At 40.6% G+C, this 23,617-nt stretch carries 11 protein-coding genes; 1 reads left to right on the top strand and 10 read right to left on the bottom strand.

Annotated features, from left to right (window positions below):
* Positions 1 to 21: 21 nt before the first annotated feature.
* Genes ACJVDH_RS01780 through ACJVDH_RS01770 form a run of 3 tightly spaced genes read right to left on the bottom strand, consistent with a single transcriptional unit; the run spans position 22 to position 16,570 of the window.
* On the bottom strand, positions 22 to 2,025 hold the full coding sequence (locus ACJVDH_RS01780) for an OmpA family protein (protein ID WP_443945861.1): 2,004 nt from the start codon (positions 2,023 to 2,025) through the stop codon (positions 22 to 24).
* Between the two features lie 12 nt (positions 2,026 to 2,037).
* Positions 2,038 to 3,039 (bottom strand): PorP/SprF family type IX secretion system membrane protein, encoded by a 1,002-nt coding sequence (locus tag ACJVDH_RS01775; RefSeq protein WP_443945860.1) that lies wholly within the window; start codon positions 3,037 to 3,039, stop codon positions 2,038 to 2,040.
* A 40-nt stretch (positions 3,040 to 3,079) separates the two neighbouring features.
* The gene (locus tag ACJVDH_RS01770) at positions 3,080 to 16,570 is read right to left on the bottom strand and encodes an Ig-like domain-containing protein (RefSeq protein WP_443945859.1); all 13,491 of its coding nucleotides are present in this window, start codon (positions 16,568 to 16,570) and stop codon (positions 3,080 to 3,082) included.
* A 230-nt stretch (positions 16,571 to 16,800) separates the two neighbouring features.
* On the opposite strand from ACJVDH_RS01770, the gene ACJVDH_RS01765 reads away from it, so the two are divergent.
* A complete protein-coding gene (locus ACJVDH_RS01765) occupies positions 16,801 to 19,386 on the top strand; it encodes a hypothetical protein (protein WP_443945858.1) in 2,586 nt (861 codons plus the stop codon).
* A gap of 18 nt (positions 19,387 to 19,404) precedes the next feature.
* On the opposite strand, the gene ACJVDH_RS01760 is transcribed toward ACJVDH_RS01765, so the two are convergent.
* The 7 genes from ACJVDH_RS01760 to ACJVDH_RS01730 form a co-directional block, all read right to left on the bottom strand.
* Positions 19,405 to 20,244 (bottom strand): OmpA family protein, encoded by an 840-nt coding sequence (locus tag ACJVDH_RS01760; RefSeq protein ID WP_443947592.1) that lies wholly within the window; start codon positions 20,242 to 20,244, stop codon positions 19,405 to 19,407.
* A 42-nt stretch (positions 20,245 to 20,286) separates the two neighbouring features.
* The gene (locus tag ACJVDH_RS01755; protein ID WP_443945857.1) at positions 20,287 to 20,949 is read right to left on the bottom strand and encodes a DUF2461 domain-containing protein; all 663 of its coding nucleotides are present in this window, start codon (positions 20,947 to 20,949) and stop codon (positions 20,287 to 20,289) included.
* A gap of 35 nt (positions 20,950 to 20,984) precedes the next feature.
* Positions 20,985 to 21,380 carry a DUF983 domain-containing protein gene (locus ACJVDH_RS01750; protein WP_443945856.1) on the bottom strand — a complete coding sequence of 132 codons (396 nt, stop codon included), beginning with the start codon at positions 21,378 to 21,380 and terminating at the stop codon, positions 20,985 to 20,987.
* Positions 21,381 to 21,384: 4 nt separating this feature from the next.
* On the bottom strand, positions 21,385 to 21,657 hold the full coding sequence (locus ACJVDH_RS01745; RefSeq protein ID WP_443945855.1) for a hypothetical protein: 273 nt from the start codon (positions 21,655 to 21,657) through the stop codon (positions 21,385 to 21,387).
* 327 nt (positions 21,658 to 21,984) lie between these two features.
* The gene (locus ACJVDH_RS01740) at positions 21,985 to 22,518 is read right to left on the bottom strand and encodes a DUF420 domain-containing protein (RefSeq protein ID WP_443945854.1); all 534 of its coding nucleotides are present in this window, start codon (positions 22,516 to 22,518) and stop codon (positions 21,985 to 21,987) included.
* Positions 22,519 to 22,559: 41 nt separating this feature from the next.
* Positions 22,560 to 23,177 (bottom strand): SCO family protein, encoded by a 618-nt coding sequence (locus ACJVDH_RS01735; RefSeq protein ID WP_443945853.1) that lies wholly within the window; start codon positions 23,175 to 23,177, stop codon positions 22,560 to 22,562.
* A 77-nt stretch (positions 23,178 to 23,254) separates the two neighbouring features.
* The gene (locus tag ACJVDH_RS01730) at positions 23,255 to 23,611 is read right to left on the bottom strand and encodes a cytochrome C oxidase subunit IV family protein (protein WP_443945852.1); all 357 of its coding nucleotides are present in this window, start codon (positions 23,609 to 23,611) and stop codon (positions 23,255 to 23,257) included.
* Positions 23,612 to 23,617 lie beyond the last annotated feature (6 nt).

The following is a 23,617-nucleotide window of genomic DNA, read 5'->3' as shown; positions in this document are numbered from 1 at the left end:
ATTTGGTTAGTTGATTTGTTATTATTTTTTGGTGACTTTAAACTCTGTACGTCTGTTTTTCGCACGCCCTTCTGGGTTGTCTTTTTTCCTTTTACCTTTTCCAATGCTGTTTGGTGCAATTGGCATAGATTCGCCATAACCTTTTGACGTCATTCTAGATGCAGCAATTCCTTTGCTTACCAGATAATCTACGCAAGATTGCGCACGTCTGTTAGAAAGATCCAAATTGTATTCATCTGTACCAATATCATCGGTATGGGCACCAAGTTCTATTTCCATTTCAGGATTATCTTCCATAATTGGAATCAACGCATCGAGAATTTTTTTAGATGGCTCTGTAAGTTCCGCGCTGTTAAATTCGTAGTAAACATTATCCAGCGCAATTGGAATACCCAATTTAAACGGACTTAAACAATAATCTTTGTCGATTAAAGTATCGGCTTTTGCCATCTCTTCATAGGCATATGTTTTTGTGATAGAGAAGAAATTGTCTTTGGCTAGCAACAACTTAACCGGCCTTCTTGAATCCACTTTAAACATATATTTTCCATTGACGCCTGTAGTCATTTTTTGAATACCTTCTGCAGTTGTAAGTGTAACTTTCACGCTGTCTAATGGTGCTTTTGTTTTACAATTAAGTACTGTACCAGAAATGGTAAAAAACTCTTTCTTAACAGAAAACACTTCTAAACAGCAAGATGATTCGCGATCTGAACTAATGTAACCTGTATTTCCCCAACTATCTGTTGGTGTAAAGTAAACATCATCTTTAGAAGAATTGAATGGATAACCCATATTTTTGGGTTTTGTCCAGTCAACCAAATCACCTTCAGATTCAAAAAAATCCAGTCCGCCTAATCCTATTCTTCCGTCTGTACTAAACAACAATTTTTTAGTTGCCGTATTGTAGTAAGGTGCGCGTTCATCGTCTTCAGTGTTGATGGTAGAACCCATATTCACGGCTTCGCCTAAAGATCCGTCTTCACGGATTACGCAAAACCACAAATCATATTTTCCATATCCACCTTCTCGGTCAGAAGAGAAAAGAAGGTATTTTCCATCGGCTGTAACAAAAGGTTGAGTCGCATTAAAATCTTTACTGTTTACCTGCAAACCCAACAACTGTGGTGCAGACCAGCCCTCCCCCATACGTTTTGAACTGTAAATGCCGTATTTTTCTTTCTCTTTCCAGGCAGTAAAATAAACTGTCGTTCCGCTTGGATTGAAACTTAAAGCAGCAATTTCCATATCTTTCGGCAAACCAAAATCTATTTTCCTCACTACAACTTCTGGCAAAGTAAGACTTCCGTTCGCTACGTAAATATTATTTATGAAGGGATTTGCTTTAGTTGCGACTTGTATTTGACCAGTTTCTGTAGATACAACATCTTTTTTACCGGCAACATTTACTGGCCTGGACGAAGTGAAATAAAGCTCGTACTTAAATTTCACTGGCGCGTAGTTAGAACCAAGTCCATTAATGCCCATTGGTACTTTTTTAACTTGCACCATTCGCGAGTATCGCATTTCTTCCAGAGCAAATTTAGATGAAGCAACTTCTTTCTTAGCATCTGTTACCAAACTATCTCCCGGGTTCGCAGCAATAAAGCGTTCAAATGCATCGATAGCTTGATTGTATTTTTTATTGGCTCTTAAAGCTTCTGCATAATAGAACAAAGATTTGTAATAACGCGTATTGCCAAATGCTGCTGCTATTTTATAATACCGTTCGGCATCATAGAATTCGCGGTACAATCTGCTGGATTCGGCAAGGTTGTACACGGCTTCTTCATAATCGTCTTCGAGTTTTTTGGTATCTCCAACAGATTTTCTTTCTTTTCCATAAGGTAGAATGGCTTGCGCAGTATCCGCGGTAATCTTCAGCGCTTTTTTATAAAAAGTTGCCGCAGCATAGTAATCTTTATTTTCGAAATACGTATCTGCAACCCTCTTATAATTCGCTACGTATTGAGCTTGTGCGAAGCTGGCGGATATGAGCAATAAAAAAAGTAAAATTCTTCTCATTTTGAATGTTAATTATAAGCGTGGACAAAAGAAGTTCGGGCCAATGATTCCGTTACGACCAATCAGTGAAATGGATAGTTCCAAGCCTCCATTGCTGTTTGATGCACGATTGAAAGTTGAGGTGTTGACATCATAACTTAATCCAAAAACCATGTTTTTAAGTTGAAGACCTACAAAGGCTATTGCAGCATCTTTAACCCGGTAATTACCACCAAAAAGGATGTTTGAGGATGGATTAACATTAAGCTGAGCATAGGCTCCAACAGAAATCTCGCGGGTATTTCCCTGGTACATCACCAAGGCGTTGGGAACAATATCCAGCAATTCTGATGCACGAACTCTTGCACCACCATGACCGGTTATACGAACCGGGATTTTAGAATTTGTTCCGGAAAAGCGATCGTTAGGGCGATTCAAATGTGCTGCACTTGCACCCAAGAAAACGTTTACTGCCTGATCGGGATTTCCATCAAAGTACATGATTCCGGCATTTACATCTGGCACTAGTGTAGATTGGCCAGAAAATGTTTCATTGCTCATTAAACCACCGTTGTAACCCGTAAGTGGATCAAACTGATTGCCAAAACGAGCGGATGAAAGGTCGAAACTACGGTTTATGATACCTGCCTGTAAACCAAAACTCAAGGTTTGCAAACCAGTAGATCCGAAACGAAGTCTGTACGATCCGGAAACCAAAGCCGTAAGGTAATTGAAATTCAAATCACCCGCTCGTTGGTTCAAAATAGTTGCACCAAAGGCGAAGTTTTTCTTCGGTGCAACATCAAATGAAGCGCCTCCTGTTAAGAAGGAATTATTTAAGGCGCTCCATTGTTGTTTAATATTTAAAGATGCACGATAATCACCATCAATTACACCCGTTAACGCAGGATTAAGCCACAGCGGATATGCGTAATATTGGGAGAAGTGTGGGTCTGTTTGTGCATTTACCTTCCCCGAATAAATTAACGCTACTAATACAGCAACAAATATTTTTATTGATGATGTTAATTTCATGGTATTTGATTTTATCTGTTTACTAATTAATCGGTTCATATTATCGTAGGAGTGTTATTGTACCTTTTTTCATCGTACTTGTTCCATCGTTAAATTGTATTTCTACCATGTACACGTATACTCCGATTGGCTGATTTACGCCTTTATATGTTCCATCCCAACCTCTGGTTACATTATCAGATTGGAAAATCAATTGGCCCCATTGTGTGTATACATTCATACGTGCACTTTGGATTGTATTTCCATAGATCAGGAAGAAATCATTCTTGCCATCGTTGTTTGGTGTAAATGCATTTGGAATATATACTTCGTTACCCAAAGGATTTTGTGCTTTTCCAACAACCGGATTAGAGTTTGCACTGCGTTGGCAATCTAACTGACCTTTTGCACGGGCAATTAAGGTTACCGATTGATCTGGTTTAAGACCTATTACGGTGTAACTTGTTCCTGTTGGGCCATTTGTAGGTGCTATCCAGGTTAATCCATTATCTAAAGAAACTTCATAAGCTGTAGCGCCGGCTACTGCTGGCCATGCAAACGTTACACTGTTAGACGTTGTGGTTTGCACTGCAACAATTGGCGCAGAAAGAATTGGCAATACGGTGATGGTAACCTGAGTTCTCGTTGGACTTGCACAACCGCCTACCGCTACACTTTCTACAAAATAACTTCTGGTTGATGTTAACACTGGTGTTCTAAAGGTTATACCTTCTGCCAATACTGTACTTGATGTATTTGAATCGTACCATCTGTAAATTAAGCCCGTAACCGGATTATTAACCGTTAATACAGCTGTACTGCCTGCACAAAGGATTCCGTTATCAGGAGTTGCCGATGCCGGAGCTACAGGAACCGGAAGTGCAATTACATTTAATGCGGTTCTGACTGTTGAGATACAAGATCCTGAAGCGGCTTCTACATAATAAGTAATATTTGCAGTTACAGCTGGCGTGGTAAATGTACTTCCACTACCTACCGGGGTTCCGCCCATTGCCGTGGTATACCAGTTGTATGTTGCTGTGCCCACTGCGTTGGTAACTGAAAGTATCGCTGCATTTCCAGTACATACATTTACAGTTGATGATGCAACAGTTGGTGTTTGCGGACGTGCATTTACGGTTACGGTTACCATTACTCGGCCACCTGCGTTGTTACATCCTCCTGTTCCAACTGCCAATACATAGTAAGTAGTATTGGTGGTTAATACCGGAGTAGTAAAACTTGTACCAGTGAATAATAAATTGCCAGCAACAGCTGCATTATACCATTCATATGTTACGCCTGTTTGCGCATTGCTGATGTTTAGTGTTGTTGCATCGCCAGAGCAAATATTTGTTCCTACGGATGCTACTACCGGATTTATCGGTGCCGGATTAACTGTTATGGCAACAACTTTTGCTGAAGCGGCATTGCTTTCACATCTATTGTCTCCTCTAACGGTTACGTAGTATGTGGTATTTGCATTTAGTGCTGGCGTAATGAACACATTTCCGGTAAAGACAACTGTACTTAATGAAGCATCGCTGTACCAGGTAAATACTGGATTAGTTACAGTTGTGCTGCTTGCCGTTAAGGTAACTGTACTGTTTGCACATGTAGTTGTACCCCCTGTCACCGTAACATCTGTTGCAGAAGCAATTGGATTTACGATCACTGTAACTTGTTTAGCATCCGCGGCACTATTTTCACATCTGTTTGTACCTTTTACAGTAACATAATACGTAGTTGTTGTAGTAAGCGTTGGCGTAGTAAATGTTGGGCCAACAAATGCTACACTTGTTAATGATGCATCACTGTACCAAGTGAATACCGGCGCTGTAACAGTGGTTGAACTTGCTGAAATTACTGCGGTACCTGTGTTACAGATTACTGGCGGTGTAGACAAGTTAATGTCTGCAGCGGTTGCTACCGGATTTACAGTTACCGTAACTGCTCTCGCGGTTGCTGCAGAACTTTCACATCTGTTGTCACCTTTTACAGTAACATAATATGTAGTTGTTGCAGTTAATACAGGTGTTGTGAATGATGTGCCAGTATGAACCGGAGTTGTTAATTGAGCATCACTGTACCAGGTAAATATTGGATTGGTAACAGTTGTACTAGTAGCGGTTAATATTGTGGTGTTCCCTGCACAAACGGTTGCGTCAGTAGCGGTAACATCATCGGCAGTAGCTACCGGATTTACAACTACATTAACAGATTTTGCTGTTGCTGCAGAGTTTTCACATTTGTTATCGCCTTTAACAGTAACATAATAAGTTGCATTTGCATTCAATACCGGAGTGGTAAATGTTGCGCCAACGAAGGCCACATTTGTTAATGCTGCATCTGTATACCAAGTGAACACCGGATTTGTAACAGTAGTAGAGCTTGCTGTAAGCACCGCAGCTGTACCTCCACAAATACTTGTAGAGCTGTTTACAATAATATCTGCGGCTACCGCAATTGGGTTTACTACAATGGTTACCTGTTTTGCATCGGCAACGCCATTGGCACATTTATTTGTTCCTTGAACGGTTACATAATAAGTGGTTGTAGCAGTTAAAGTTGGCGTGGTAAATATCGGGCCAACAAATGCTACACTGGTTAGTGATGCATCGTTGTACCAGGTAAATACCGGAGCAGTAACCGTTGTAGAACTTGCAGAAATAACTGCTGCACCTGTTCCACACACTACACTTGGTGTTGTTAAAGTAATATCTGCAGCGGTTGCTGATGGATTTACCGTAACCGTAACCACTTTGGCAGTTAATGCAGAATTATCGCATTTGTTATCGCCTTTAACGGTCACATAATATTTGGTTGTTGCAGAAAGTGCACCAGTATTAAATGATGAGCCACTGAAAACAAATGTTGTTAAAGTGGCATCGCTATACCAGGTAAATACCGGATTGGTCACTGTTGTACTAGTGGCAACCAAAGTTGTTCCAGAACCGGCGCAAACTGTAGCATCAGCTACGTTGATGTCCGCATCCGTAGAAACCGGTTTTACTGTAATCGTAATTACTCTTGCTGTACCTTTTGCATTTTCACACTTATTATCGCCTTTAACAGTCACATAATAAGTTGTGGTTGTATTTAAAGCTGGTGTTGTGAAAACAGCTCCGATGAAACTGATATTCGTTAGATCAGCATCAGAATACCAGGTAAATACCGGATTGGTAACTGTTGGAGATGTTGCTGTTAATACTGTACCAGAACCTGCACAAGCTTCTGTTCCTCCGCTCAGAATAATATCTGTTGTGGTAGCCAGAGGATTTACAGTTACGGTGACTGTTTTAGCATCAGCAGCTGCATTTTCACATCTGTTGGCTCCTTTTACGGTTACATAGAAAGTAGTTGTAGCAGTCAATCCACTAACGTTGAAGATTGGACCTACAAAAGCTACACTAGTTAATGAAGCATCATTGTACCACGTAAATACGGGTTGAGTTACCGTAAGGCTCGATGCTGTTAACAATACACTGCTTCCCGAACAAATTTGTGCATCGGCAACTGTAATATCAGCAGCAGTAGCAAATTCATTAACTGTTACCGTAATTGATTTAGGCGTTGCTGTACTTTCGCATTTATTGTCTCCTCTTACCGTAACATAATACGTTGTTGTGGCATTAAGAACCGGCGTTTGGAAATTGGCGCCTGTGAAAACTGGTGGAGTGGATAAATTTGCATCAGTGTACCAGTTGAACACAGGATTAATTACTGTTGCTGTTGATGCCGACAATAAAGTCTGCGAACCTCTGCAAATGGTCGTCAAGCCGCTTAGTGAAACATCTGCATCAGTTGCACTCGGATTAACCGTGATGGTTACCGTACGTGCATCTGCAGCTGCGTTTTCACATTTATTGTCGCCTTTAACGGTAACGTAGAAAGTTGTTGTTGCTGTAAGCGATGCAATGTTAAATGTTGCACCTGTGAAAGCTAAATCTGTACGAGCGGCATCTCTGTACCACATGAATACCGGATTAGTTACCGTTGTGCTGGTTGCGGTAAGGCTTACGGCGTTACCAGAACAGATTGTACCCGTACCAGAAACACTAAGATCTGCGGCGGTTGCTGTCGGATTAACCATAATGGTTGCACTTGCAGCGGTTCCCGGAAGATTCGCACATTTATTTGATCCGCTTACAGTAACATAATATGTAGTAGTTGCATTAAGCGTTGGTGTAGTGAAACTTGCACCTGTAAAAGCTACAGATGTTAAAGCTGCATCATTGTACCAGGTAAAAACAGGATCTGTTACTGTTGTTGTGCTAGCCGTTAAGGTGGCTACTCCAGGTGCACAAATTGATGTTGCACCTGCTACAGTAATGTCTACAGCTACTGAAGGTGGAAGTACTATTATGGAAACAAGTGTACGTGCTGGATTTGAACACGAAGTCGCATTTACAGCCTCAACATAATAATTGTATATACCCGGTGCAAGAGATGCCGAAGTGGTTAGGCTGCTGTTATTGTTTACCAGCATGTTACCGCCAGTTGCCGCATCATACCAATTGTTGGTTACACCTGCAACTGCCTGAACGCTTAACGTAACCGGGCTGTTGATACAGGTTGTTGCTGGATTTGTAGTAGCCGGAATTGGTGCTGCTGGCGGAGATAATACCGTTACAACAACGTCAGTTCCTAATGTTTCGCAACCTTCAAAACTCGCAGTTACAGAATAAGTATAAGTTCCGGCAGCTAGTGTAGGATCGGTAGCGAAAGTCACGCCGTCTTTACCTGTTTGATAAGTTGTTCCTAAATACCATTTGTACGTTACGCCTGTCCTAGGATTTTGTACACTTAAATTCGTAGAAGAACCCTGACAAACAGATGCTGTTGCCGAGTTAACAACCGGTTTAGTAATTACACGCTGTGCATAATCAAAATTTACCGATGTTAATGCGCCCAATAAACCAGAGTTTAATCTCAATTCAACACCATCGAATCTATTCGTTGGCACATAGGTTAGGATGGCAGAATTGGCCGATCCCAATAAGTTCAATGTGATTAATGGATTGGATATAGAAACTGCATCGCCATTGCTGGTTGTGCCTTGATAAGTAGTAACCGTTAAGTTTTGTAATAACGCTACCGAAAGAAGCACAGCTGGATTGGTGATTTTGATCCTTAATGTATCGCCAACGCTAGACAGTGCAGTAAAGCCTACACGATGGTAAACAGATGATCCCAATAGGCCAACAGGAATAACCAGACTTGATCCGGTATTGATGTCGTTATCTACCGCAAGACCTGTATTGAATACGCCGCCCGCCACAACTATACCGTTGATACCGCTGGCCGCATCAATTGTTGCTGCACCGCAAGGTGTTGGCACCGGACCGCCGTTAGGCACTACAGTTACCGTAACAGAAGCTCTGCTTGTTGCAGTACAACCGCCTGGCACATTCGCTTCAACATAGTAAGTTGTTGTAGTGGTTAATGGTGGTGTAATAAAGTTTTCACCTGTAAATAATAGCGTTCCATTTGTTGGAGCATCGTACCAGGTAATTACTGCGCCTGCAGTATTAGATGTTGCTTGTAAAGTTGCAACAGAACCTGAGGTGATCGTAATGGCCGGCGGCGTTAAAATCGGAACACCGATTGCGCCTACAGTAATTGTTGCTTCTGTTCTTGTAGATTCAATACCACAAGCATTAACCGCCGCTACAAAATAACTTCTTGCGCCAGTGATTACCGGCGTAGTAAATGATGTTCCTACAAACAGAATATCTGTAGATGTTGCAGACTCGTACCAGTTATAGGTATTTCCGGCTGTCGGATTGCTTACCTGTAAAGTAACCGCGGTATTCGGGCAAGTCGTAACGTTTGATGAAAGTAAAGTCGGTGGAACTGCTGCCGGACTTGTAGTCACATTTACTGCAGTTCTATAACTCACACAACCTGTTGGAGAAACCGCTGCTACGAAGAACCTGGTATCTCCTGTTAATACCGGAGTGGTGAAGGTTATGCCATCTTTTCCGGTTTGATAAGCACCGGCAGCATCGTACCATCTGTATGTAAGTCCAGATGATGGATTGCTTACTTGTAATAGTGCTGTTGAGCCAACACAAGCCGTAACATTTGGAGATACTACAGTTGGCGCCACCAAAATACGTTGTGCATAATTGAAATCAATTGATGTTAAGGCACCTACAACACCTGAATTTAACCTCACTTCAACTCCATCAAATGGCGCTGTTGGAACATATGTGATTAAGGCTTGTGAGCTACCACTCAACAATTGAATATTTAAGGTATTGTTATTTAAAAATCTTGAATCTCCATTGCTGGCAGATCCTGCGTATGTAGTGATTTGTGCACTTCCTAATAAATCCAGAGATAATAATTTACCTGGAGCAGATACCAATACACGTACAGTATCGCCTACTTTAGATAGTGAACCAAAACCTACACGTTGATAAACGGATGCATTTAGTAACCCAACCGGAATGACTAATGAAGACGCAGTTTGCGTATCATTATCAATGGCCAAAGTTTGGTTATATACGCCGCCCAATACTGCAATACCGGTTACACCACTGGTTTGTGTTGTTGCCGCTTCGCAAGGTACCGGATTTGGCGATCCATTGCCATCAACAGTGATTGTAATTTGTACTCTGCTTGAAGAAGCACATCCATTCGTAGAAACTGCTTCAACATAATAGCTTGTTGTTGCCAATAAAGGAGGTGTAACATAAGTTGCGCCTACAAAGATTGGTGAAGTTGCATCTGCAGTAGCATACCAGTTAAAAGTGTTAGTTGCATCTGCAGAACTTGCGGTAATAATCGCGGTTTGACCAGGATTTACCGTTGAGGCATTTGCACTCACTGTTGGCAATGCCGGACGAGGATTTACCGTTATTGTCGCGGCTGTGCGTGTTGCACTTACACAGTTACCTTGCGCAGCTTCTACATAATAGGTTGCATTTGCATTAAGTGCCGGCGTAACAAATGCCGAACCTGTAAATAACAGGTTGCCGCTTGTAGCCGCATCATACCATCTGTAAGTTACTGCTGCGTCTGGATTTGCAACAGATAAAGTCGCAGTAGAACCAGAACAAACTGTTGGAATTGTTGCCAATACCGGTGTATTAAGCGCTGGCGTTACGGTAACTGTAACCGGGATTCTTGTTGGGTTCGGGCAGTTTGCTCTGCTTACTTCAATATAATAAGTTGTTGTAGTGGTTAAAGCTGGTGTAGTAAAAGTTCCGCCAGTAGCCACTTGATTTCCGCCAGTTGCAGCGTCATACCAGGTTAAAGATGTACCCGTAGTGGCTGTTGCAGCCAAACTGGCTGTACTTCCAGAACAAATGGTTTGGTTACCTGCAGTAATTGTCGGGTTTCTATAAAGTACAGTGGCACCGTAAACATCTAAACTTGTTAATGCACTTACAACCCCACCGAAGCTGATTTGAACTCGATCGTAAATACCTCCTGCGGCAACTGTTGCAGCGAAGCGGTTACCAGAAAGAAGTTGTAGGTTTAGCAATGATGAATTTAACTGAACAGTTCTGACAACTGTAGCACCGTTCATCACGTTTACAGTTACGTTGCTTAGTAAACCAACATCCGCTAAACCGCCTGGCAAAGCCAGATCTAAGCGAATACTATCTTCAACTGAACCTGCACTAGGGAAAATCAATTGTTGAAAACCAGTAGATCCTACACCAACTGCCAATGTAATTCTGGTGAAGTTGTTGGCATCGGCATCTGTAGAATTTCCTGCACCGGTAATTCCACACAGTAAACAAATCCCGGTTATTCCAGAGTTTTGTGCATTTGCTGCATTACAAGTTGGCCCACCACTATTTGGCAATACGGTAACTGTAACCGGAACCCGTGTAGCGCTTTTACAACCATTACTATTTGTAGTTTCTACATAATATGTTGTTGTAGCTGTTAAAGCCGGAGTTGTGAAAGATGCGCCTGTAGCAACCTGATTGCCTGCTGTTGCTGCATCAAACCAGGCAATTGTATTGCCTGTATCTGCTGTTGCTTGTAAAGTTGTCGTTTGACCTGAACTGATTACCTGGTTGTTTGTGGTAACTGTAGCAAGTGTTGCCGGAGGATTAACCGAAACATTCACCGCTGTTCTAGAACTTACAGCTGTTCCGGAAACCGCCTCAACATAAAATACTGTTGATGAAGTCACTGTAGGGGTGATAAATACGCCAGTATTACTGGTTGCCAAAGGCGTACTTCCTGTAGCTGCATACCAATTGTAGGTAACACCTGCCTGTAAATTACTTACAGATAGAGTTGCCGTACTGCCAGAACATACTGTTGCATTCGCAACAACCGGTGCACTTACATTTACCGTAATGCTATACGTTGTTGTGGCTTTATTTCCGGATGCATCTGTAGCAGTTACAGAAACCGCGAATGTACCACCAAGTGTTGGCGTTCCGGTAATTTCGCGAGTTGCAGTATTGAAATTTAATCCCGGAGGAAGACCTGTTGCCAGATAAGTATATGGTGCTGTACCACCTGTTACGGCTGGTAAAGTTTGCGTTGGATAGGTTACACCTACTGTACCATTTGGTAAAGTTGCAGAAGGCAATGTTAATACACCAATTACACGAAGTGCGTAATTGTTTGTTGCAGTTTTATTTTCTGCATCTGTTGCCGTTAATGTGATTGAATAATTACCAGCTTGAGTTGGCGTTCCAGAAACCTGTCTGGTTGCAGGATCAAAAATTAATCCGGCTGGAATGCCTGTTGCAGCATATGTATACGGACCAACACCACCAACTGCCGATGGCAAAGTTTGCGTTGCATATACAGTACCTTCAGTTCCATCTGGTAAAGTTGCGTTTGGTAAAGTTAAAGGATCAACCACCAAAATTGCGTAAGTGTTTGTCGCGGTTTTACCAGTAGCATCTGTCGCTGTAACCGTTACATTGTATGGGCCAGATTGAGTAGGCGTTCCTGAAATAGTACGAGTTGCCGGATCAAAAGTTAATCCCGGAGGAAGACCTGTTGCCGAATACGTATAAGGAGTTGTTCCGCCTACCGCAGATGGTATGGTTTGTGGCGTATATACCGTTCCTGTGATTCCATTTGCTAAAGTTGCAGCTGGTAATACCAATGGATCGGTTACGCGAATTGTAAAGTTAGATGTAATGGTATTGCCATTGGCATCGGTAACGGTTACCGGAATGGTATAATTTCCAATCTGAGTTGGCGTACCTGAAATTTCTCTTGTAGCCGGATTGAAGGTTAATCCCGGAGGAAGACCTATTGCTGAATATGTATATGGACCTGTTCCGCCAGTTGCAGCTGGAATACCATTCGTAGTATATGGTGTTCCGGTAACGCCGTCTGGCAATGCACCAGGTGATAATGCTAACGCAGGTGTTACAGTTAAGTTGAATACTGCTGTTGCCGTACAATTTCTGCTGTCTGTAACAACCACAGAGAAGCTGCCGTTACTTGTTGCTGTTGGTGTTCCGGTAATTAATCCAGAAGCCGACATGGTCAAACCAGCTGGCAATGCACTTCCTGCAGCAACTGCGTAAGTGAACGCTGGTGTGCCACCTGTAGCAACAGGCAATTGGCGACTGTATGCAGAAGCAAGAGTTGCATTTGTTAAAGTTGCACCGTTGAAAACGATTGCCGGATTTACCGTTACAGTAACCGGAACACGTGTTACATTACTACAAGTTCCTTTACTTACCTGAATATAATAAGTTGTTGTCGCTGTTAATGCTGGTGTAGTAAAGGTTAAACCACTACCAACCTGGTTGCCACCTGTAGGTGCGTCAAACCAGGTAAGTGTTGTGCCTCCATTTGCAGTTGCACTTAAAGTTGCAGGAACGCCAGAACATACTGTTTGCGCGCCGGCAGTTATTGTTGGATTTGGATAAACAACTGTTGCACCATAAACATCCAAGCTGCTCAGCGCAGAAACTACTGCTCCGAAGCTAACCCGAACGCTGGTGTAAGCACCACCTGCAACAACTGTTGCAGCGAAGCGGTTGCCTCCAAGTAAACTTAAATTTAAAACAGAACCACTGATTTGAACAGTTCTTACAACTGTTGTTCCATTTAATACGGTAACAGTAATATTGTTTAGCAAACCTACATCTGCAAGTCCGCTTGGTAATCCCAAATCTAAACGGATACTATCTGTAGCTACACCAGTGGTAGGGAAAATTAATTGTTGGAAACCTGTTGCACCCACACCTACAGCCAGATTAATTCTGGTGAAATTGCTGGCATCCGCATCGGTTGAGTTCCCTGCGCCTGTAATTCCGCACAATAAACATACACCGTTAATACCGCTTACCTGAGCGCTTGCTGCATTACAAGCTGCACCGCCACCTGGAGTTACATTTACTGTAACCGGAACGCGGGTAGCACTTTTACATCCGTTACTGCTTGTGGTCTCAATGTAGTAAGTTGTTGTAGCTGTTAAAGCAGGTGTAGTGAAACTACCTCCTGTTGCAACTTGAGTACCCCCGCTGGCCGCATCAAACCAGGCAATTGTATTGCCGGCATCTGCGGTTGCAGTTAACGTTGCAGTCTGACCAGAGCTGATGGTTTGGCTGTTTGTAGTTACAGTAGCAAGAGTTGCCGGTGGATTAACAGAAACATTTACCGAAGTTTTTGTACTTACGGCAGTTCCTGAAACGGCTTCTACATAAAATACTGTTGATGATGTTGCGGCCGGAGTCGTAAATACACCAGTTGTATTTGAAGCGATTGGCGTACTTCCGGTAGATCCGTATAAATTATAAGTGATGTTATCCTGTCTGTTGTTTACGGTTAAAGTTGCCGGGCTTCCTGAACAAACTGTAACAGAAGCTACAATTGGAGCCGTAACGGTTACTGTTAAAGGATAAATTGTTGTTGCGCTATTTCCATTTGCATCTCTGGCGGTAACTGAAATATTAAAGGTTCCACCTTGAGTTGGCGTTCCGCTGATGATCCGTGTTATAGGATCAAAAACAATTCCCGGAGGAAGATTTGTTGCAGCATATGTATAAGGTGCTGTTCCGCCACTTACCGCAGGTAAAGTTACTGGTGTGTACGTACTGTTCACAACTCCGTTAGGAAGCGTTTGTGTTGGTAAGCTTAATGTACCGGCAACTCTTAATGCATAGGTATTGCTAGCGGTTGCGCCTTGACTGTCTGTAACTGTAATTCCGATAGAATAATTACCCGCAGTTGTTGGTGTACCAGCAATTTGTCTGGTTGTTGCATCGTATGTAATTCCGGCAGGTAGGTTACTCGCTACATAGGTATATGGTCCTACGCCGCCAGTTGCAGCAGGAAGAGTTTGTGCAGCATAAACCACGTTCTCTGTACCACTTGGCAATGTAGTATTTGGCAATACCAGCGGATTATTAATTGTAATCGCGTAATTGGTGGTTACCGTTTTTCCATCTGCATCGCTAGCAGTTACCGCTACGGTATACGGACCGGCTACAGTTGGTGTTCCTGTAATGGCACGGGTTGTAGGATTAAATGTTAAACCCGGAGGCAATCCTGTAGCAGAATACGTGTAAGGTGTTGAACCTCCTGTTGCAGATGGGATAATTTGAGGCGTATATACTGTACCGGTAGTTCCATTTGCCAAAGTTGCCGATGGCAATAAAAATGGGTCAACAACTTTTATTGTATAATTGGAGGTAATAGAATTTCCGTTGGCATCAGTCACAGTAACCGGAATCGTGTAATTTCCAACCTGAGTCGGTGTACCTGTAATTTGTCTTGTAACCGGATCAAAAGATAATCCAGGAGGCAAGGCCTGAGCAAAATATGTATAAGGCCCGGTTCCGCCAGTTGCTGCCGGAATGGTTTGTGTAGGATAAACCACACCTGTTGTTCCTTCTGGAAGTGCAGCTGGTGTAAGTACCAATGCTGCAGTTACGGTTATGGTATATGCTGCCGTTGCGGTACAACCTTTCGTATCTGTAACCAGTACCGAGAAGGTATAAGTATTTGCAACAGTTGGCGTTCCAGAGAGTACACCAGAGGTGGAGAGCGTTAATCCGGCTGGCAAGGTACTTCCTGATGCCAAAGTATACGTATATCCTGGTGTACCACCTGTGGCAACGGCCAGTTGTTTAGAATAAATTGAAGCTACAGTAGCGTTAGTTAAAGTAGAACCGGTAAAAATGATCGCCGGATTTACCACAACATTAACCGGCACACGTACAGATTCTGACGTACACCCGATTTTTCTTGAAGCTACATAATAGGTTTTATTTGCAGTTAAAGCAGCTGTTTGATAAGCCGCATTATAAGCTGTTGTTGCCAGAGCAGTTCCGCCGTCGGATACATCATACCAAACCAATTGATTGGTAGATGCAGTTGTTGCAGTCAAACTTGCCGTTGTATTGTAACAGATATTGACAGTATTTGATGCCGGTGCAACGAAAGTTGGGAATGCAGAACTTCTTGTAATTCCGTAAACTTCTAAGGTTTGCGCAACATTTGCGCTCACCAAATTACTTAAAGTTAAACTCACTCGATCAAAAGCTACACCTGGTGCAATTGGAATTGTCGCAACCTGACCGCTATTCAGCAAACCAAGCAAATCTAGTCCAAGTATGCTTGAACCACTTATCGAATATACTTCGGCGGTCCCGTTAAAAGCCCGAAGTGTTAAATTACTTAATAAACCTACGTTTGCAACCGCTGGTGGTATCCTTAAACGAAGGTTAATATTATCTGCAGTGGCGGATAAGTTTGGATAATAAATATTAATGGTTTTAGATGCAGCTACACCAACTACTCCGGTACTTAAATTGTAAAAATTCGTTGGATCATTATCAATCAGGTTTTGAAAGTTATTGGTTTCGCTTGATCCAAGGTTCAAAGCATCAAGAGAAATTCCGGTAGCATCAAAATTGGCAAAAACATTTGCATCGCAATTGTCTGCACCGTCTATATGGAAAGCGTAATAAACTTCAGTTGTATTTACTGTACTCAGCAATAAAGCAAGTGTTCTATCAACAACAAAAACCCGATCGTAAGTTCTCGTCGGGGTAATTGCTACATAAGTGAAACCGTTTTTGTCTTTAACAAGCCGTATAGTTCCATTGCCATTATTGTTTGATGAATTGTCGAAACCGGTTGTTCCATCGTTTACGAGAACATCGGTTGTTCCATTTCTGGCCCCAACTGCTACTTGATGCGCCCCTAATGCAACGCCCTGGAGCAGATTCCCTAAAGTCCCTCCTAATGTTCCACCTAACAATGCATTCAGCAATTGCTGACTGGAATTTATCCTGATATAAGTGGTCTTATTTGCAGGAACTGCGGTTGGAAATTGTAAGGTGATGTCTCCGGTGTATGCCCCAAGACCGAGTGCTGCACCTCCGCTTGAGGATAGCGTAGCAAAAGTATTGTCATCTGTAGTAGCCGCATTACCTAAGTTCGCCACATGCGTTGGTGTTGTCGTTGTAGCGTTAGTAGCATAAACTTTAGTTTGTGCATACGAAAAAGAAGATAAGAGCGTTAATACAATGATGAGGGCAGCACAGTAGGTGTTGCTTAGAGATCGTTTGAGTGAACGAGAGGTAAAAGTTTTCATCATGTCAGCGTTAATTAGGGTGACTTATAGGCAGCTTGTTGCTTTGTACTATTATCCAATTAGATAATTATGACAAATCTACATTTACATCTAACCTGTCTTATATCCATTACTATTCATTATCGCCGCTGTTCGCCACGTTCATTTTGTTCATAGAATGGCTTTAGCTAAAAATGATTTCGGCAATTGTTAAATTTTAATGACATTAGCACAGTCTTCATCTATATAGTTTAATGAACGCTAACGAACTCCTTATTGAACTCAGGAAGTTTGTACTGATAAAATCGGGATTACGCAATATTGATCCGTCGCATTGTAAGGTTATTTCTGAGTATGTATTTAAAGAGACGAAAAATTATGTCAGCGAGACCACTATCAAACGCTTCTTTGGTTTTGCTAATACGCTGCATAAGTTCTCACTCTTCACTCTGAACAGCTTATCGCAATACATTGGTTTTGCGGATTGGGATTCCTTTTGTAAGGATAAAGAAACCCAGGTCATCTCGGCTTCCAGTGTCTGGCAAGATCTTCGCCTTAAAACCCACGCCATTACAGATGTTTCGCTTATAGCTAAAAAAAATAATTCCGGTGTGCCCTTCAATGCTACGGCAAACCGCTCTTTCTTCTATCCTGATTTTGATTATTTTTTAAGAAACGATTATCAATTTACGACCATTAGTACGCAACCTGGCAACGGAAAATCAATTCTGATTGCACACATGGTTGAGCATTTTTTTTATTCTGAAAACGCCGTTTATAAAAATGATATCGTTTTATTGATTAATGCAACCGTATTAAACTCGATGATCCAAAACGGATTAACGCTTAAAGATTGGTTTTTAAAAGAGTTTAAATTTGGAAGTTTAAGCGAACTCATTTCTTTTTTCAAGAAGAACCCCGAACAGCGCGAAGGCCGTTTTGTTGTCATTATTGATGGTATAGATGAAATACTGAATAAAACCTCTTATTTCAATACTTTTATAGATTTTCTGTACGGTATAGAAGAATCCAGTTTTATAAAAATTGTTTTGGGGTTAAGAACCATTACCTGGTCTAACATGCAACCTGTAATTAACGGTTCTGCATTTTTAGCAAATGCCTGGTACAAAGGTTTATTTTATGATTCAGATTCGCTTAGTAATGTTCCCTCATTAAATACAGAAGAAATTCTTCATACGCTCACAGTTATAGAAGGAAAAACCATTTGCGTTGAGGATATATCACCAGAACTGTTGGCGCAATTCAAATCGCCATTCTGGTTGCAGGTTTATTTCAAAATTAAAGATGAATATGAATCCTTAGAACTCAGCAATCCGCTGTTGTGTTACGAGCTTATTCATTATTTCCTTCAGAAGAAAATTTTCCAGTCTAAAAAAAGTACCGAAAAAATATCTATTCTTAAAAAAATCAGCAATCTGATTTTGGAGCGCAATAAGGATTTTAGAATTGACAAGGAAGAGATTCTGGATACGATCAATACCTACGGCTCTACTTACGATGATTTGGTACTGAATGGAATTATTGTTGAAGAAAAAACAATCAATACATCAATACCTAAAGAATATGTTCGTTTTCTGAATACTGATATTTATGCGTATTTCCTTTTTGTACAGATTACTGAAAAATTTGATTATCAGCCCTGCGAGGATTTCTTTCTGTACATATTACGCAAACTAGAAGACGATAAAACCCTGCGTGATACGATTTTAAATTGGTCTATACGTTATTGCATCAACAAAAACGAGGTTGCTGCACTTAAACATATTTTCAAACTTTCATTCTCTAATGAAGAGAAAAACAAATCGTTTGATTTTATCTGCAGCGTATCTAAATATGAACTGAACAGATCCGGCTCAAGCTTTAATAAACAATCTATAAATATGGATTTTATAGACATTATGGCTGGCGGCAGAACCATGAGTGGTTTGTATAAGGAAACCATACGCACCATTTCTGATCATGTACTGAATGAAGACATCCAGATCATGCTGCACATTATTGAAGCCAATATTTACCTGGTAGATATTGATAAAATTGCACTGGCCAATGTTATGCAAAACCTGAAACGTTCTTATAAACGTTTGGGCGAACTGTTCCCGATTAATCCTTACGATTTGTTGTTGTACTTCTATAACAACCTTACCAACAAACCTACAGAAAGTAAGGTACTTGATGATAAGATTATTAAACTTTGCCACGATATTGACAGAAGCAGACCGCTACGGAATGACGAGTTAAGCAGCCATGAAGTATTGTGTTACAGAATGGTTTTACAAACGCTTTTTTCTAAAAAAAATTACGCAGAATGCCACCGTTTTATTATGGCTGTTTTAAATAAATATCCTAACATTTTCTTTATCAGGCATTCGGTTTTCTCCCCATTCTTACTGATGCATCTGGCGCAAACCTACCTGAAATTAAACTACCTGAAAAAGGCATTACGCATTATCCAGTTTCTGGAAAAGATTATCAAAAGCGATTATACCTATCACACGCGTTTCGTACTGGCGGGATTAAGTTTACTAAAAGCGAATTTCTTCAATTACACACAAAATTACGGAGAAACCTTAAGGGAAGTAGAGGCTGGCTTAAGGATTTGCCGTGACGGTAATTTCAAATCGCTCGAAATTACCTTAACATTAATTAAAATTGAAGCCTTGAAGGCGAGTGAAACTTCTGAAGAAGTATCAACATCTATAAAAGATCTGCTGAGCTTTCTCAGCACCAATAAAATATCAATGCCAGATTATGCAAATTTAAGCGGACTGGAATTTGAGCATACGTTTAAAATATTAAAGTCATACCGCCGGCCCGCTTAAAAAATGCGATAAAGGCGATTATTTTATCAGATCGTACAATTCATCCAGTTTTGGAGAAAGTACAATTTCTATTCTTCTGTTTTTACTTCTTCCATCTGGGGTTGCGTTAGGACCTAAAGGCTGAAATTCTCCTTTTCCGGTTGCTGTCATCCTTACGCTTTCTACCTTCTCATTATCCGTTAAATAACGTACAACAGAGGTAGCTCTTAGTACACTCAGATCCCAATTGTCTTTAATTTGGCCAAGATTGTTTATTTTCTGATTGTCTGTATGGCCTTCTACTGCAATATTAATTTCTGGTTGTTGTTTTAAAACATTTGCCAATTGCGTTAGTGCCTGTTTTCCTTTTTCATCAATGATAATACTTCCGGAAGGGAACAAGAGTTTATCCGTTAATGATACATAAACTTTTCCGTTTTTTATTTCTACAGTTAAACCACTTTTGGTAAAACCTAGCAATGCCTGTTGTAATTTTTCTTTTAAAGAGTTGGTTGCTTCATCGCGTTTGCGCAACACTTCTTCAACCTCTTTTAGCCTTTTTTCTCTTGCGGCTAAATCGCCGGATAGTTTAGTAATTTCTGTTGATGAGTTGCTTTTCAACTTTTTATAGTTTGCATCTACTGTATTGTAACTGTTTTGAATATCACGTAGCTCCTCTCCCATCATCGCAGTATCTTTTTTCAGTTTCGCAACTTCTTTTTCCAGGTTTTCAATTTTAATTAAACCTTCGTTAAAAGCGGTATAAAGAGAATCTTTGGTGCCCAATAAGGCTTTGTACTTTTTTGGAGAAAGAACAACACAAGAGCTAAAAGCGGTAAGAAACAGCAAAACGGCAAAGCCTAAAAAGATATTTTTCATCATCTAAAATTTGTATGGTATATTAAAATCCGATAGACAAGGCTATGGATTGATTGCATTCCGTAAAAATGCGACTAAAGGTTGTACGGTTCTAAAAGAACTTATCAACTTATCCACCAGTGTAGATTTTAAAAAACTGGCGTCATCTATTTTCATTGTCGCTTCAAAACTTTTCAGTTTCAGAAATTCGATGTTCGGATCATCGGCATCGTAACCTTTCGGTGCAGTTTTAAGCGCGTTCTCTCTGCCAAGAACAAAGTTTTTCTTAAAAGCCTCCTGGTTGATCACTTCTTTAAAATCTCCGATATTATAGTCTATTTCCTGGCGGATGAGTTTTACATGTTCGGCTTCAGGCATCCAATATCCACCGGCAACAAAACTTTTTCCCGGTTGGATATGTACATAGTAACCTGGTTCATTACCGCCTTTACTTTTGCTCGAAAACCAAATGCCGTAATTGTTTTTATAAGGATCTTTATTTTTGCTGAACCGAACATCGCGATAAATGCGCAACAGGCATTTTTTGGGATCGAGCGTTGCCGGAATCAAAGGATCAACTTTTGCAAGTTCAGGAATTAATTCTGCAACAAGTTTCAGAATATCGGCTTTAGATTCTTCATAAGTATCTTTGTGTTCTGCAAACCATTCTCTATTGTTGTTCTCGGCAACGTCTTTTATAAATTGGAGTGTTTCTTTTTTTAGCATAATTAACGGGAATGATTGGCGCTGATGCGCGGCAATTATTGATCGTAATAGGGCTTATATTTTATATTTGGGGATAAAACATGAAGCAATATTATCCTGGAATAGCGATAATTAAATGGATATAGAATAAAACATCCGGTAAAAATGGCAATGAGGTAAGTCCAGAACGTATCGTCTGTAAGTGGCCCTACAGCAAAATACGTCAGAAAGCTTACGGTTAGCATTTCTGCAACATTCATTGCGTAACTTACGTACATGGCTGCATAAAAATAACCGGGTTCAATTTCTATACGCTGGCCGCAATGGCCGCAAATTTCTTTGGTATGCTGAATGTTAAAACCGTACATGCTACCTGTAAAAACATCACCTCGACGGCAATGCGGACATTTTGCATGTACAATTGCAGAAAACTTCGACGTTTTTCCAGTCATTAACTTAGTTCAAGTTGAAAGGATTTTTTTTCATGTTAAGCTGAATGTTCTTTTTACGGTATTTTTTATACCAGATAACTCCAACAATCATCGCCATTAAATATGGCACTGCAAGTAAATACAATACACCCGTATTTAAACCCGCAGAAACGGTGTTGCCATTTTTAACACCCTGTTCTGCATTAATGCTACACATAGCGCATTGTGCATAAACACTTGGCATTATGGCAAAGCTTAAAAGCACCAAGAATAATGTGAATACAATTTTCTTTTTCATAAGAAACAAATATAAGGATTTAACGCTCCGGGCGGTCTAAAAATTATGTCATAAAAAACCTTGAACAAGTACACAACCGTTCCAGGTTTGATCCAATCTGGAGATCAAAGACGAGTTGAACTATTTCAGTAGATTTAAATATGAAATACAAATTTACTGCAGCCTAAAAGATATTACAATTGAAGGGTCTTCAACATTGGTCATTTTCCCATAAAAGTCTATGAAAACGAAACCAGTTACAGATGAAATTTAGCTTTTTAAAAGCGCAAAATCCTTCAGAAACAAAAAACCCTCGAAATGAGGGTTTGAAAATGAGGTATTTCTAATTTAGTACACGTAGTAAGGTGAAACCATGAGATATACCACAACGCCGGTAACTGCCACATACAACCACAATGGGTACGTAATTCTGGCAATTTTACGGTGTGCATCAAAGCGCTCTGCCAATGCACGTACATAACTGATCATTACCAATGGAATAATTACGATTGAAAGCAGTATGTGTGTAATCAGAATAAAAAAGTAAACATATTTTAATGGCCCATCTCCGCCAAATTTTGTAGATGGCGTAGTCATATGATAAGCAATGTACATCAGTAAAAAGACTAAAGAACAACCGATGGCGATTTTCATCAGATTTTGATGTTGCTGTATTTTACCATTCTTGATTGCCCTTACAGCCAAAACAAGCAGAATAGCAGTTATTCCGTTTATCGTGGCATAAATTGGCGGTAACATTGCTAATGGCGTCGCGTTAGGTATTTTCACCACAAATAAAACCGCTACAGCTATTGGGATTACAATGGACAACAAAATAATCCAGACTTTATATTTTTTCTCTAATGGGCTTGAGTTGCTCATATTGAATGAAGTTCTAATATTGTGATAAATGGGCTTTAATTTTAGCGCCCGTCTTTGATGTTGCGCAAGTCTTCTGCAATTAAGACTTTAATCTCATCGTCTAGTTTAGCAACAGCCTCAGCATTGGTTGCTTCATAAAATCCGCGTATTCGGTGCTGATTGTCTAACAACAAAATCTGGTTTCCGTAAATAAACTTGCTTTGTTCACCTTTTACAGCCACAACATCTAAAAGCAATCCTTTACGTATAAAAGGATAACTCATCGCAGTATCTGCAGTAACCAAATCCCATTTTCCGGCTTTTGCCTTTTGTTGATCGGCGAAAGCTGAAATTTGAGCTAAACTGTCTTTTGGATCAATGTTTAAACTGATAAAATGGACCAATGCATTTTTCTTATAATATTCGGCCAAATCTGCAATGCTCGCATTTACTTGGGTAATCGGGCTTTTGGTATAAAACAAATTGATCACGATAATCTTACCTTGATAATTTTTCCAGGATAAACGATCGCCTTTCTGATTTACAAATTGTAAATCCGGAACCTGATGATAAATGGTATCGGGAATTTGTTTACCTCTAACTGTATGAGTGGTTTTAGCAACAAATTTTTCACCGAAAATCGGAAGAGACTTATACCGGTTTTTTGCAAACTTTGGCAATAAGTAGAAAAATAAAAATCCCGGTATAGCAAGTATGCATACCAGGATTGATACCTTTTTTATCGGGATTCGTTTCATTAATGGTTAATCATATTCAGGTTCAAATGTCCCCCTTCAATCAACATCAATACAATAAAGTAAATGATGAAGATAAATGACACCGTTAACGAAAGCTGTAAGCCCAGCTTCTCATATTTCAAGTGCATGAAATACGCAACGATATAAAATGCTTTTAATAAAGTTAATGCAATGTAAACGAAGTTACCTACACCGTGAGACATATAGCCATGTGGCAATACCCAAAGTGCGATAATAAACTCGACAACTGTGATCAGCAACAAGATGCCGAAAACCTGCCAAATTTTTCCTTTTGTTAGGCCCGCATGTTCTTCATGATCGTGCCCGTCTGTTGTATGTGTGTGATGTTCTGACATGACAAT

Source organism: Pedobacter terrestris (assembly GCF_052343045.1).
In the GTDB taxonomy this organism is placed as follows: Bacteria; Bacteroidota; Bacteroidia; order Sphingobacteriales; family Sphingobacteriaceae; genus Pedobacter.
This window is presented reverse-complemented; position numbering and strand designations above follow the sequence as displayed.

What these genes read in the sequence shown, in the direction of transcription:
- ACJVDH_RS01730 (WP_443945852.1), bottom strand. Translation starts at nt 23,611, where the DNA reads ATGTCAGAACATCACACACATACAACAGACGGGCACGATCATGAAGAA.
- ACJVDH_RS01745 (WP_443945855.1), bottom strand. Translation starts at nt 21,657, where the DNA reads ATGAAAAAGAAAATTGTATTCACATTATTCTTGGTGCTTTTAAGCTTT.
- ACJVDH_RS01740 (WP_443945854.1), bottom strand. Translation starts at nt 22,518, where the DNA reads ATGAGCAACTCAAGCCCATTAGAGAAAAAATATAAAGTCTGGATTATT.
- ACJVDH_RS01755 (WP_443945857.1), bottom strand. Translation starts at nt 20,949, where the DNA reads ATGCTAAAAAAAGAAACACTCCAATTTATAAAAGACGTTGCCGAGAAC.
- ACJVDH_RS01770 (WP_443945859.1), bottom strand. Translation starts at nt 16,570, where the DNA reads ATGATGAAAACTTTTACCTCTCGTTCACTCAAACGATCTCTAAGCAAC.
- ACJVDH_RS01750 (WP_443945856.1), bottom strand. Translation starts at nt 21,380, where the DNA reads ATGACTGGAAAAACGTCGAAGTTTTCTGCAATTGTACATGCAAAATGT.
- ACJVDH_RS01765 (WP_443945858.1), top strand. Translation starts at nt 16,801, where the DNA reads ATGAACGCTAACGAACTCCTTATTGAACTCAGGAAGTTTGTACTGATA.
- ACJVDH_RS01775 (WP_443945860.1), bottom strand. Translation starts at nt 3,039, where the DNA reads ATGAAATTAACATCATCAATAAAAATATTTGTTGCTGTATTAGTAGCG.
- ACJVDH_RS01780 (WP_443945861.1), bottom strand. Translation starts at nt 2,025, where the DNA reads ATGAGAAGAATTTTACTTTTTTTATTGCTCATATCCGCCAGCTTCGCA.
- ACJVDH_RS01760 (WP_443947592.1), bottom strand. Translation starts at nt 20,244, where the DNA reads ATGAAAAATATCTTTTTAGGCTTTGCCGTTTTGCTGTTTCTTACCGCT.